This window comes from Azospirillum sp. TSO5 (assembly GCF_003116065.1).
In the GTDB taxonomy this organism is placed as follows: Bacteria; Pseudomonadota; Alphaproteobacteria; order Azospirillales; family Azospirillaceae; genus Azospirillum.
Genome location: NZ_LGQY01000041.1, coordinates 23387 through 36212, shown reverse-complemented (window position 1 = coordinate 36212; position 12826 = coordinate 23387). Strand labels below are relative to the sequence as shown.

Here is a 12826-nt window from a genome sequence, read left to right as displayed (position 1 = left end):
TTCATTCGACCTGCCTCACTCGACCTCGAGATCCTTGATCGTCATCTCGGTGCCGCCATTCGGGTGCAGCCGGCTGCCGCCGCAGTGTGGGCAGGGCGACAGCCGGTCGTCCAGATCCACCGTGTCGTTGCAGTCGAAGCACCAGCCGCGGCCCGGCACCTCCAGCACCACCAGCTCCGCCCCGTCGGCCAGCGAGCCGCGCGTCACCACGTCGAAGCCGAAGCGCAGAGCCTCCACCTCCACCCCGGCGAAGCGGCCGATCTCCAGCCGGACCTTGGTCACGCGGCTGAAGCCGTTCGCCCGCCCGGCCTCCTCCATCGCCTGGAGCAGACTTTCGCAGAGCGCCATCTCATGCATCGGCGGCCTCTGCGGACCCCATGCCGAGCAGCGCCCGGCGGGACGGGCGCGCCGGGTCGACCACCGATTCGACTTGGGTCGTTGCGGGATCGGGCGGCGGGGCGAGTTCCTCCTCGCGCCGGCGGCGGATCTCGGCGGTCTGGGCGCCGTCTTCGCGGATGGAGGGATCGAAGAGGGAGACCAGAGCCGCCGAGGCCGTTTCGGTCGCCTGGAGCATCGAGGCGAACTCGAACATCGGCGAAAACAGGGAGCAGGCCTTGTAGGCGCCCACGCCCTTGCGGTTGGCATGGACGAATTCGTAGCGGCCGGACGGAAACTCGATCAGCTCCTTCGCGCCCGGCACCAGTTCCGACCATTCGTCGCCCTCACCGGGCAACAGGACGAGGTTCAGGAACCAGGGCGTCACCAGCGCGCCAAGCCAGCGCTCGCCATGGCGGCGGAAACCCACGGCCTTCACCGCCAGCGCGTCGTTGACGATGGGCAGGCCGCGCATCTGCGCGGTGTGGATCTCGCGGAAGGCCGCTTCTAGCCGTGCGATGGTCTCGGTCGGCAGGGCAGGGCCGGCGTCCGCCAGCGGGACGGAATCCGCAGCCGCATCGGCCGTGATCGGCTCGCCCTCCAGCGCCATGAACTGGTCGCGGGCGCCGTCGCAGACCGGGCAGCGCCAATGGTCGGGCAGGGCGGCGAAGCCCGTGCCGGGCGGCACCTGCCAGTGCTCGCAACCCTCCGCCGGATCGTAGACATGCCAGCAGATCTTGCATTCCATCCGGGTGGCCGCGCCGATGCGCGTGGCGTCGCCCAGATAGGAGCCCTCGAAGCGGGAGGCGGCGGCGCTCATCGCACCCGCTCCAGATCGGTCGCCAGCGCGTCGAGAATCTCGGCCAGCCGCTCGGCGCTGTCGGCGATGTCCTCCGCCGCGGCGCAGACCACCGCCGGCACGTCGACGATCTCCACCGTGTCGAGGATCAGCGTGTCGACCGAGTTGTAATAGCGCACCCACCAGACATTCGGCGTCGCGGTGGCGGTGACGCGGCAATTGCCGTAGCCGCGCGACAGGATGGTGGTGGCACCCACACCCAGCCGTTGCTCGATGAAGGTGAGGTCTTCGGGCGTGTGGGGCAGCAGGCTGAAATTCACCGCATGGGGAGCGTCGCCGCGGCGCCAGGCGGCGCTTCGGTCCAGCAACTCGGTCAGGATCGGCATTCCGTTCATCAGCCCGGCCGGCGCCGGCCCGGTCGCGGTCGTTGCGGCGGCGGTGAAGGCGCGGTTCAGCGCCACCCGCGGGAAGCTGCCGACCAGCAGGCTTTCGCGCGTCGTTCCGTCACCGAAGCCACGCACGCGCCAGACGCCGGCCAGCGACGCCTCCTGAATCTCCAGCCGGTCGCCGGCCCGCTCCACCTTGACCGCGACCTCGCCCTCGCCCAGCGCTTCATCGACCAGGGCCAGCACCGGGGCGTCGAGATCATCGACCGGGATGCGGATTTCCTCGCCGGCCGACCAATTGGCGAGCGCCTCGTGGATGCGGGTCAGCACGGCACGGGCAGCGGCGGCGCGGGCGGGATCGGCGACTTCCGGCAAATGCGGTTCGTAGACGCGCATGCCTGACGGCATCGGCAAATACTCCAGCCCCTCTTCGGTCGCGTCGGGCTGGCTGCCGGGGCCGAAGCCGACCGGCGGATAGGTCATGCCGAACAGGGAACTCATGCTGCACCGCCTTCCGAAGCGCCTTCCAGGATCTCACCGATCCGCTGCAGATAATCGTTCCAGTCGCGCACGCGCGGGATGCTGCCCAGCAGCCGGTCGCCGCGCAGGAAGACCAGCGCCGGCAGGCTCATCATGCCGGTCAGTGACAGGATCGCGCGCTCCGCCGCCTCGCCGGCCACCGCCGGGGTCAGACGCGGGTGCAGGGCGCGGACCAACTCCGGCAGGATGACGGCGACGTCGGCGGTCTCGGCATTGCCCTTGCCGTGGCCGGGCAGGAAGACCACCCAATTCTTGGCCGGCCAATCCTCGCCCGAATCGTCCAGCCAGGGCCGGTCGTCGGCATGGTCGAGCCGCGGATAGCGATGGACGTCGGTCAGCAGATCGACCAGTGGCGGCAGGGGCAGCCGCGGTTTGGCGGGCGGCGGGGCAAGGTCGGTCATGGGCGTCAGGCCTCCGTCAGGCCGGCCGCGCGGGCCGCCTCCAGGTGGGGGGGAAGGGTCGGTTCGCGGTCGGTCAGGTCGGCGAAGGCGCTGTCGAGCCGTTCCCCGTCCAGCGCCGCGGCCATCGCCGCCAGCGCGTCGAGGATCTGGGCTGCTTCTTCCGGTTCCAGCAGACGCCGCGCCGCGCCGAGGAAGCCGAGCACCCAGTCGCCGGGACTGGCCTCCGGGACCAGCGACAGGTCGATGAGCGACCCGTCCTCCGTCCGGCCGGCGACGCCGTCGACACCGGTGAGGCGCAGGGGAATGCCGATGCACATGGCCGGGCGCTCCGCTTAGGTCTCAGGGACGGACAGGGCCGCCAGAATGCGGGGGTCGCCGATGCGGCAGGCGTCTTCAGCACTCGGGCGACCGCCCTCATAGGCATCGCGGGCGATGGCCGGGGCGGCGATGTCGGTGGAGGCCTCAACGGGCGTGCCCACCACGCCGAACTCATCGCGCAGAAGGTTCAGGATGACGTCGATGGTGGGGGCGACCTGGGCGGCGACGGTGTCGGTCAGGCCGCCGCCGTAATCCTCCAGGCATTCGGGCTGGACGCCGACCAGGATCAGCGTTTGCGGGCAGCGGCCGAGGAACATGGCGCTGGCCAGCACCTCCTGAAAGCCGGTCTGGTGCAGGCTCATCTTCTTGGCGCCGAGGAAGGCCGGCACGTCATCCCCGTGGAAGACCCGGCGCGTGCCGGGCGGCAGACCATAGTCGATGGCGTCGACCACGATCAGCGCGTCGGCAGCTTCAAGATGCGGCAGCAGATACAGGCCTTGGGTCCCGCCATCCATCAGGGTGACGGTGTCGGGAAAGCGCCAATCAGCGGCCAGACGCTCCACCGTGCGGACGCCGAAGCCCTCGTCGGCCCACAAGATGTTGCCGATGCCCAACACCAGGATCCGCGCCGCCCCGCGACCGCTTTCGTCCCCCGCCAAATCCATTCCCGTGTCCCGGCCTCTGTCCGATGGAGCGGCGCCCTGCCGCCGAACCTTCGTTTGTACAAGTTCCATGCCAGGACCGGCGGTCAGGTCAGGTCATTGATCGGACTGCATATTTCCGGACCCATCGCTCGATATAGCAGCGATTGTGGACATCAACATTACAGCATGCATGGCAAGTGGCAAGTTGGTTGCCACTATGGCTGCGCAGTTGCCGCAGCGGGAGGGTTGGATTGTTCGCGCTGGCCGAACGGTGAAAACAGGATCCGTGCGTTTATCCCAGACCTGCGCGGGATTACATCTCGTCCAACAGGACGGATATCTCCCGTCCGATGGAGGTTCAAATGGCACGCATGGTTTCCTTGATGATGTTCGTCGGCGTCATGTCCTACGCGGCGTTCATCGCGTCCTGACCGTTGGTGCGGGGCGTGAAAGGGGTAAAGTCTTGACATATTGTCCGGCGGGTTGACCCATGCAGACTTGGCGGGCGGGCTCCGCGCGAACATCGGTCGTTCTGAGCGGAACGCTGCATGCAGCGAATCACTTTGATAAATAGTCCGTCGAGGACTATTTTCGGGGAAGGCGTACCGAGGATGCGAGCCCCGGCACGCCCGCCCGATCAGCGGTTCAGGTATTCAAGCAGCAGCTTGAGCACCTGCAACAGCAGGATCAGGAGAGTGAGGATTTTATCCATCCTCTTGCCCTCCGGTAGAGCGGCGCGGGCGGTGGCCCACCCACCGCCCCGACCGCCCGGAGAATGTGGCTGTGAAAGCCTCTGCAAGCGAGTGAAATGAGATGCAAGGAATCCGCAATTTTCTGCGGATTTCCCGCGCTGGCCCACACTACCCGCGGGCATTCTTTTTGCCTGACCTCCACCAGGGCATGCGCGGAGCATGGCGGGGATGGGAGACGGCAACGGAGGCAGAGCTATTCTTCAGCATCCTGCCGAACGGATTTCGGAGAAACTTCGAAGTTCTCCGCCTAAAGCGATGATACAAAATGATAATGTTCTAATGCACCGTACACACCATGCAGGGGTCGAAGGACCGGACGATGTGCTGCACCGACAGCGGCGTACGCTCTCCCTCCTGCACCGGAGCGCCGACCAGGGCCTGCTCCAGAGGACCGGGCACCCCGTCGAGGTCGCGCGGTGAGAAGTTCCAGGTCGTCGGGGCGATGATCTGATAGCCGGCGATGCGCCCGCGCTCCACCCGCAGCCAGTGTCCCAGGGCTCCCCGCGCCGCTTCCGTCAAACCCACCGCCTGGGCGCTGTCCGGCATCTCCGCCGCCACGCACCAAGGGGCAGCCGGATCGATGGCGCGCAGCCAGCCTTCCATCGCGTCGGTGGTGCGTGCCAGTTCCAGCAGGCGGGCGATGACGCGGCTGCGCACCGATCCGCCATCCTGCGCCACCAGCGCCCGGATCAGCGGATGGCCGTCCACCAGCTGCCGGGCAATCGCGCCGGTCTCATAGGGCAGGCCGGCCAAGCGTGGCGCCTTGCACCAGCTATACCCCGTTTCGTCCATTCCATCCGGCACGGTCGAGCCGGCGAAGGGCGGGTGCGGGCGGTCCTGCCCGGCCATCCGGCTAAAGCGGTGATGCTCCGCCACCTGATCCGGATCGAAGGGAGCGTCCTGTCCGTCGGCGAAGGTGCCTCTACGGTAGAGATGTCCGCCCTCCATGCCGGCATAGGCGCCGTGGCTGAGGAAGCGGCCGTAGGCTTTGCCGAGATGGGCGAGGTCCAGATCCTCGGCAATCTCCAGGAACAGGCGGAAGTCGCCGGACGGGCCGGAGACCCTCCAGCGCTCCAGATCCTCCGGCAAGGCAAGAGCCAGCACGCGCTCCAGCGGTGCGCCGAACAGGCTGTCTTCCAGGAAGCGGCGGAAACTGCGGACGGTGGCGAGCAAACGCACCCGGTCACGCGCATCCACCGCCCGCGTGACGCCGCCGGGCTGGAGCGTCAGCGTGTGCGGCCACTTGCCGCCCAGGATGCCCAGCACATGGAACAGCTCCGCCCGCGCTGCGGTGGCGCGGCGCACGGCACTGCCCTGCGCCGCCTTGAAACGCGCCTCCGCCTGTCCGAACCAGGGACGCTCTTCATAGGCGGAGCGGGCGAAGTCGGGCATGAAGAACAGGTGGAAATGGGTCAGGTGGTCGGCGACATTCTCCGTCGCCGTCATCAGGTTGGTGGCGAGCAGGCCGTTGCGCGGCATCTCCAGCCCCATCACGCCGGCCAGCGCCAGCGCCGCCGCATGGCTTTGCGAGACGGAGCAGATGCCGCAGATGCGCGGCGCCACCACCAGCGCGTCCATCGGGTCGCGACCCTCCAGGATGCGCTCGAATCCACGAAACAGTGGTGAATTCACATAGCCAGCAGAAACACTTGTGCCGGAAATCTCAAGTCTAACTTCAAGATCGCCTTCTACACGGTTGAAAGGGCCGACGATCAGGCGACGTTTGGGCTCTTTGCTCACCGGGTCAGCCTTTCCGGGTGGGGCGGACGGTGGGGGCGACGACGATGCGGTCGGCGGCGGCGTTGCGGCGCACCCGTTCCGGCGTCGCCGCCTTGGCGAGGGAGGCCAGCGCCACGAACCACGCCTTCGGCATGTCGGTGGGCAGGCCGATGGGGATGCCGGCGAATTTCGGCGTCTGCTGGAACGGGTGCCCCGGCTCCTCGAAGCCCGGCGCCGTGCAGTTGATGCAGGCATAGCCGCCTCGGGTGCAGGACCCCTCGCCGTTCCACAGGCGGGTGTTGCAGTCCGCATGCGCCTGGGTGCCGAGACAGCCCATATGCTCCATCAGACAGCCGAGATCGGAGGGTTTTTCCGCGCTGGCCTTGTACTCGTAATACTCGTTGCGCGGGCAGCCATGGTGGACCAGATGGTCGGCGTAGAAGCGCGGGCGCTGGTAGACGTCCAGATCGGCGGCGGCAAGCGCATCCTCGGCGAGCAGCATCAGCGTCTCGGTCACCCAGTTCGGGTGGGTCGGGCAGCCGGCGACGTTCACCACCGGCAGGCCGCCGCGCGCCCGAAACTCCGCGCCCAGGGCGCCGCCGCGCTGCGTGCCCTCATACTGCAGGCCGCAGGCGTCGGCGATGTTCTCGCCCCCTGCGGTGATGCCGCCGAAGGCCGCACAGGTGCCGACCGCGACCACAGTTCCGGCGACGGCGGCAAGATCGCGCGCCCAGTCGATGCTCGCCCGTCCGGTGCCCGCCAGCACATGGAAGCGTCCGGTGCCGTTCGGCCCGCGCAGAAGCGATCCCTCCACGCACAGCACGTCCAGCGGCTCGGCCCCCGACAGGATGCGCTCGAACAGGTCCACCGCCTCGGCCCCGATTTCCTCCGAAAGGCTCGGGTGCCAGAGGAGGCGGATGCCGGCGGTTTCCAGCAGCGTCATCAGGTCCGGCGATTCGGCGCAGAGCAGCGACATGGTGCAACCGCCGCAGCCGCCCGATTGCAGCCACAGCACCGACAGCGGGCGCTCTCTCATCGCACGGCTCCTTCCCGGCGCCCAGCCGCCGGCAGGGTGAGGGTGAACAGCGCCCCGCCATCCGGATGGTTCGCGGCGGCCAGATCGCCGCCATGGTCGCGCACCAGCTGGTAACTGATCGACAGGCCGAGCCCGGTGCCCTTGCCGACCGGCTTGGTGGTGAAGAAGGGATCGAAAACGCGGCCTACGATCGCATCGGGAATGCCGTGTCCGGTATCGCGGATGGTGACGACGACCGTTCCCGCCTCCTCCCGGCCATGCAGTTCCAGCCGCTTGACGGCCGCCCCGGCCATGGCGTCGATGGCGTTCTGGACCAGATTCATGGCGACCTGATGCAGGTGGCCGGGATGGCCGGCGATGTCCAGCGTGTCAGGCAGGTCGAAGACGACGGTCAGGTCAGGCATCTGCGCCTTGGCGACCCAGGTGACGGCGGAGCGAAGAAGTCCCGTCAGATCAAAGCGTTCCGAGGCGTGCTTCTGTTCCGATGAGAAGCGGCGAAGCTCCGCGACGATGTCGCGCACCCGCTCCGTCCCCTCCAGCATGCCGTCCAGGGTCGCCGCGGCGTCGGCGCGGGCGCGGTCGATGCGCAGTTCCTTGCGCAGGGCTGCCAGTTCCGCCGGGTTGGCGCCTTCATGCACGCGGTCGAGATAGGCGGTCATGCGGTCGACATAGCGGCGCATGGCATGGGCGTTGCCATAGACGAAGGAGATCGGGTTGTTCAGTTCATGCGCCACGCCGGCGACCAGCCGACCAAGCGATGCCATCTTTTCCGAATGGACGAGCTGCTGCTGGGTCTGCTTCAGCCCTTCATGGGCAGCGGCGAGGTCGCGGTAGGCGCGGCGCAGCTCGCCCACCGGCCGGCCGACCAGAACCAGCCCGATGGCATGGCCGCGCTGGTCGTAGCGCACCGTGCTGTTGACCGCGATGGGGAAGGGGCCAGCCGGCCCGCGCAGGGAAAGCTCCACATCGCTGGCCTCCTCGCGCTGAAGGGCGGCGCTGCACAGGCGGGCGAAGGCGGGATGGAAGGCGGGGTCGAGGAAATCGCGCAGCGGCCGCCCGGTCAGCTCGCGCCCGGCACAGCCCAGCGCCCGTTCGGCTGCCGGGTTGGTCTGCTCGATCCGGCCGTCGCGGTCGCAGGCGATCAGAACGTCGGTCATGGAACCCAGAACGCTGGCGATGAAGGCCTGCGCCTCCTCCAACTCGGCGTTCTTGCGTTCCAGCTCCACCTGCTGCGTCACGAGATTGGCATAGGTCTCGTCCATCTTCCGGATCACGTCGATCCAGGCGCTCTCGGCGTCGGCATCGGGCGTCATGCCGGGCATGGAAAATGGCTGCGACAGCGGGGCGGTCATGGTGCGCAGACTAGCACGCCGCAACCGTCATGGTGTGGACGATTTCAGGCGGACCAGATCGACCACAGGCCGGCAAGGCCGCTCAGCACCAGCACATAGAGCGCGAAGTCGAACAGCGGCGCGTGCCAGACCCAGCCATAGGCGCCGATGGCGCGCAAGCCCCGGCGCAGTAGCGCCGATACCGCCCAGGCCACCACCGCCAGGATCAACAGCGGCGGCAGGAACAGGCCGTAGACGTCGATTTCACCGATCATGCGCGTGCCCTTTCCTGTTGCAGCGGCTCGTGGGTCCCCTCTGGGGCGATCGGTTGCGCCTCCAGGGCTGCGTCCGGGAACAGGGCGCGCCGCAGGGAAGCCAGCGCCACCACGGCGCGGTCGCGCTCGGGGCAGGGTGGGGCGGCGTCGATGGCCGACAGCAGATCGTCCATGCTGTCCAGCAGCTCGGTCGGCGCCGGGTCGGGCCGCTTGGCGGACAGGGCACGGAAATGGGCAGCGACGCCGCGCAGCAGACGCTCCAGAGCCGCCCCGCCCGCCACACCCAGAACAGGGCGTGCCCGCTGAAGCTCCACCACGTTCAGCCCGACGCGCAGGTCGCGCACCGCGTCGATGGCGTCCACATCCACCGACCCTCCGGCCTGCGCCAGCCGGGCCGACAGCAGCCCGACGCGGTCCAGCATGCGGCTTTCGAACCCGTCATTCGCCGGCTCCCCGCCCATTCGCGCCAGATCGGCGATCTCGCGCCAGCCGATGTGCAGCATGCGCCGCGCGCTCCAGGCCGCGCCCACCGACCGGCACATGCGGGTGACCAGCATCGCCGTGACGATGCCGACGATCTGCCCGGTGCTGCTGTTCAGGAAGGAGGCGAAATCGCCGTTGCCGGTGTCGAGCAGGCTGAGCGAGCCGCCGACGCCGAAGATCAGCGCCATCGCCTTGCCCATTGTCGCCGGCCGGGCGACGAAGATGCCCAGGCCCACCAGCGTCGGCGCCAGGCACAGCACCAGCATGGGGAAACTGTCGAAGGACGGCAGCACCACCAGCAGATAGAAGGCCGACAGCGGGATGGACGCCAGCGTGTAGACCAGGAACAGGCGGATGCCCGGTACCGGATCGTCGAAGGACGCGAAGAAGCAGGTGAAGACCGCCACCATCATCGCCGCCGCCGCCCCGGAAGACCAGCCGGTCAGGATCCAGAAGGCGCAGACGGTGGTGATGCCCAGCAGGGCCGCCGCCGCCGACCAAGCCGCCATGCCCTGGTCAAGATGGAAGACGCCGCGGGAGCGCTTGCGGGCCAGCGGGTCGAGATGATCGGGCAGGTCGTGGTCGCCGGTTGCGATGTGCGCCCGCAGGTCCCGGCAGTCGCGGTGGATCTCCACCAGCGACCGCAGGCGCCGGATGAAGCTGAAGCGTGTCGCCGCCTGCCAGCCGGCCGAAGCCCGCCCCGCTTCCTCCGCTTCCAGCCGGTCGAGCCAGCCGATCAGCCGGGCGGCGTCCGCCGGATCCGCAGCCGCACCGGCAGCGATCCAGTCCCGCACGGCAGCCACCACCGGCGCCACATCCGGTGGTATCGCCCCGTCCGGCCGCCGCAACGCACCCAGCCGATCATGCACGGCGGTCAGCACCGGCAGCAGATAGACCATGCGGTCCTGCAAGGCCCGCATCGGCCGGGTCATCCAGCGCAGATCGGACGTGTCGTAGGGCAGGTGGGTGGTCATCACCCGCAGTTCGGTCAGGTCGGTCGCCATCCTGTGGCGGTCTTGCAGTCGCGTGTCGGTGGTGACCTGTTCCAGCGCGTCGAGCGTCCAGCGCTCCGCATCGCGTAGCGCGGCGTCCAGCTTGCCGAGCAGCACCGGTCCCATGCCGCGCGGCAGGATCACGCTGTGGATGACGGTGGCGCAGACGATGCCGAGGATGATCTCTTCCACCCGGGCCAGCCCGGTGTCGAAGATCGCCTCCGGATTGGCGACGCCGGGAAAGACGATCAGCCCGGCGGTGTAGCCCGCCAGCATGAAGGCGTAGCTGCGCGGCGTGCGGTCCAGCAGCGAGATGAACAGGCAGCCGCCGACCCAAAGCCCGACCGCCAGCGACAGCAGCTCCGGCGCATTGACCAGTTCCACCGTCAGGACGATGGCGGCGATGCTGCCGACCACCGTACCGGCGACGCGATAGACCGCCTTCGACCGAACGGTGCCCGACAGCGGGCTCGACACCACATAGGCGGTCAGCATCGCCCAGAAGGGACGCGGTAGCCCCATGCCGAACGCGACGTAGAGCGCCAGCATGGAGGCGGCGAAGGACTTCAGCGAAAAGACCAGCTCGTCGAGGGTAGGGGCTTTGGGCATCGCCTTGCGCTCACTGCCCGGCCGGCAGTTCGGCGACCTTCGGCGTTCTGTCAGTGGCCCCCACCACAGACACCGTCGCGGTGCGCCCGGCAACCATCTGGAGCGACTCCGGCACCTCGTCCAGGGCGATGCGCACGGGGATACGCTGGGCCAGCCGCACCCAGTTGAAGGTCGGGTTGACGTTGGCGACCAGCCCGGTGCCCTCCGCCCGGTCGCGGTCGACGATGGCGCGGGTGATGCTGTCGATCCGCCCACGCAGTTCGGTGCTCACGCCCATGATCCGAACCGAGACGGGGGCGCCGATATGGATGCGCGGTAGCTTGGTTTCTTCGAAATAGCCCATGACATAGAAGGAATGGCTGTCGATCAGCGCCACGACCGCCTGCCCGGCAGCGACATAGTTTCCGGCCTTCATCTGCAGGTTGGTGACATAGCCGTCGACGGTCGCCCTCACCTCCGTACGGCCGAGGTTGAAGCGGGCGAGGTCAAGCGCCGCCTCCGCCTGCTTGGTTGCAGCGGCGGCCTTGGCCATCGCCGAATTTACCTCCTGGCGCTGGGCGGTGGAGACGACGTTGTTGCCCAGTTGCTCGTACCGGTGCGCCTCGGCGGTGCGATAGGCCAGCTCGGCCTTGGCGCTGTCGAGGTTGGCCTGCGCCTGCTCCTCCGCCAGCCGGTAGCGGCCGGGATCGACGACGAACAGCACCTCGCCCTTGTGGACCAGCTGGTTGTCGGCCACCCGCACGTCGGTCACCAGCCCGGCGACGTCGGAGGAAATCTGGACGATGTCGGCGCGGACGCGGCCGTCGCGGGTCCAGGGCTCGTTCATATAGTAATCCCACAGCCACAGTCCGCCGCCGACCGCCGCCACGGTCACCAGCAGGGTCACGGCGATCCGGGCCACGGCCCGGAAGGAAGGAAGAAATGTCACGGTCTTGGTTCCTCGATCACCGCACCGATACGGCCGGAGGCGCAGCGCGGCCGGTCCTGGCCGTGGCGCATCCCCGGAGAACACGCACCGGTCAGTTCTGTTCACGCTTGGCGTTGGCCTCGATGATGGAAAGCACGCGATAGCAGGCTTCCACGTCGGCCTCCGTCGCCTCTGCCATCAACCGCTGGCGGACGTCGTTCAATGCGTCATTCACCTGAATCAACAGCTGACGGCCGGCGTCGGTCATGTGCAGGGTCTTCGCCCGGCGGTCGCAGGCATCCTCGCGCCGTTCCAGCAGCCCGGCCGCTTCCAGCCCGTCGAGAAGACGGACAAGCGACGGGCCTTCGACGCCCATCTCTTCCGCCAATTCGCGCTGCCGCAGTCCGTCGCCGAGCTCGGCCAGCAGCATCAGCGGCGCGATGGCCGAGGTGGAAAATCCGCTGTCCGCCAGCACCTTGTTCGCCGCCCGCCGCCACAGATGGGAGGCGCGGAACAGGTGCAGGCCGAAATTGGGAGGAAGGCGTAGAGGCTTATCTTGTAGCATCCCTATTTAATAGGTTTGCTATCGAAATCCGGCAAGGGGGCACAGTGCGCCTGCGGTCCCGCTTGCCGCATGGCTGGATTGCTGCGGTGCGGGAGGGGCAAGACAGGGCAGGCTATTTGTCGCGCGGTTGTATGCAGTCGCCGGCTTTCTCCTCTTCATCGTCTGAGATAGCGTCACGCCCGAACATCGTAGCGGGGACCGGTTGGCGTGAAGGATTTTTTGGAGGGAGATGCGTCGGGTGTGATCGTGGTTGCCAAGCTGCCGCTCGATATTCAGACCCATCTGAAGGCGAAGACGGCGCGCGTGTTCCTGTCTGGCGGAACCCGAGACACTCATGGGCACCACGCATGGACAACTGAGATTTTCGCATACCTTCAAGAGGTACTTGACCATGGCGAGGTCCGGGCGGACCGTGATCACCACGTCGTTGTCGCGCATTTCAACGGGAAATGGTGGTATGCCGCTCTTAAGGCGATACGCGACGGCAAGGAAGTTTATCTGCAATCCTTCCGTCGGATGCGTCCTGCCGACCTGCCGCGCTTTCATCGGCGCGGGGAATTGGTTCGAAACTCGCTGGACTGAGAAGCGCCGGCCTGGGAGCCATCGCATCCCAGCGGCCCCGAAGGGTTCCCGGCATGGCCAAATTTACGCCGGCGCCTGTCGGAAATATAGGCCTTTACCGGGAGTGGGACAA

Annotated in this window: 14 protein-coding genes; 1 reads left to right on the top strand and 13 read right to left on the bottom strand. The window is 67.8% G+C overall.

What is annotated here, in order from left to right:
* Positions 1-15: 15 nt before the first annotated feature.
* From hypA to TSO5_RS12900, 13 genes are all read right to left on the bottom strand, one after another.
* Entirely contained in the window at positions 16-357 is a 342-nt protein-coding gene (hypA, locus tag TSO5_RS12960; RefSeq protein ID WP_109151991.1) for a hydrogenase maturation nickel metallochaperone HypA, read from the bottom strand.
* Positions 350-1195, bottom strand: coding sequence for a [NiFe]-hydrogenase assembly chaperone HybE (gene hybE, locus TSO5_RS12955; RefSeq protein ID WP_109151990.1), 846 nt, complete (start codon positions 1193-1195; stop codon positions 350-352). The genes hypA and hybE overlap by 8 nt, the downstream gene beginning before the upstream one ends.
* Positions 1192-2061, bottom strand: a complete 870-nt coding sequence (locus TSO5_RS12950; protein WP_109151989.1) for a hydrogenase expression/formation protein — start codon at positions 2059-2061, stop codon at positions 1192-1194. Before TSO5_RS12950 ends, hybE begins: the two co-directional genes overlap by 4 nt.
* Positions 2058-2501: a hydrogenase gene (locus tag TSO5_RS12945; RefSeq protein WP_109151988.1), complete on the bottom strand. Its 444-nt coding sequence runs from the start codon at positions 2499-2501 to the stop codon at positions 2058-2060. Before TSO5_RS12945 ends, TSO5_RS12950 begins: the two co-directional genes overlap by 4 nt.
* A 5-nt stretch (positions 2502-2506) precedes the next feature.
* Positions 2507-2818 (bottom strand): HypC/HybG/HupF family hydrogenase formation chaperone, encoded by a 312-nt coding sequence (locus TSO5_RS12940; protein WP_109151987.1) that lies wholly within the window; start codon positions 2816-2818, stop codon positions 2507-2509.
* A 15-nt stretch (positions 2819-2833) separates the two neighbouring features.
* The gene (locus tag TSO5_RS12935) at positions 2834-3484 is read right to left on the bottom strand and encodes a HyaD/HybD family hydrogenase maturation endopeptidase (RefSeq protein ID WP_109151986.1); all 651 of its coding nucleotides are present in this window, start codon (positions 3482-3484) and stop codon (positions 2834-2836) included.
* 1007 nt (positions 3485-4491) lie between these two features.
* Positions 4492-5955, bottom strand: a complete 1464-nt coding sequence (locus TSO5_RS12930; RefSeq protein ID WP_109151985.1) for a nickel-dependent hydrogenase large subunit — start codon at positions 5953-5955, stop codon at positions 4492-4494.
* Between the two features lie 4 nt (positions 5956-5959).
* Positions 5960-6970 (bottom strand): HupU protein, encoded by a 1011-nt coding sequence (locus TSO5_RS12925; RefSeq protein ID WP_109151984.1) that lies wholly within the window; start codon positions 6968-6970, stop codon positions 5960-5962.
* Positions 6967-8322: an ATP-binding protein gene (locus TSO5_RS12920; RefSeq protein WP_109151983.1), complete on the bottom strand. Its 1356-nt coding sequence runs from the start codon at positions 8320-8322 to the stop codon at positions 6967-6969. The genes TSO5_RS12925 and TSO5_RS12920 overlap by 4 nt, the downstream gene beginning before the upstream one ends.
* Positions 8323-8366: 44 nt before the next feature.
* Positions 8367-8576: a DUF1656 domain-containing protein gene (locus TSO5_RS12915; protein ID WP_109151982.1), complete on the bottom strand. Its 210-nt coding sequence runs from the start codon at positions 8574-8576 to the stop codon at positions 8367-8369.
* On the bottom strand, positions 8573-10660 hold the full coding sequence (locus tag TSO5_RS12910; protein WP_109151981.1) for an FUSC family protein: 2088 nt from the start codon (positions 10658-10660) through the stop codon (positions 8573-8575). Before TSO5_RS12910 ends, TSO5_RS12915 begins: the two co-directional genes overlap by 4 nt.
* 10 nt (positions 10661-10670) lie before the next feature.
* Entirely contained in the window at positions 10671-11588 is a 918-nt protein-coding gene (locus TSO5_RS12905; RefSeq protein ID WP_109151980.1) for an HlyD family secretion protein, read from the bottom strand.
* A gap of 91 nt (positions 11589-11679) precedes the next feature.
* Entirely contained in the window at positions 11680-12132 is a 453-nt protein-coding gene (locus TSO5_RS12900) for a MarR family transcriptional regulator (RefSeq protein ID WP_109151979.1), read from the bottom strand.
* Between the two features lie 207 nt (positions 12133-12339).
* On the opposite strand from TSO5_RS12900, the gene TSO5_RS12895 reads away from it, so the two are divergent.
* On the top strand, positions 12340-12714 hold the full coding sequence (locus tag TSO5_RS12895) for a hypothetical protein (RefSeq protein ID WP_109151978.1): 375 nt from the start codon (positions 12340-12342) through the stop codon (positions 12712-12714).
* Positions 12715-12826: the final 112 nt, after the last annotated feature.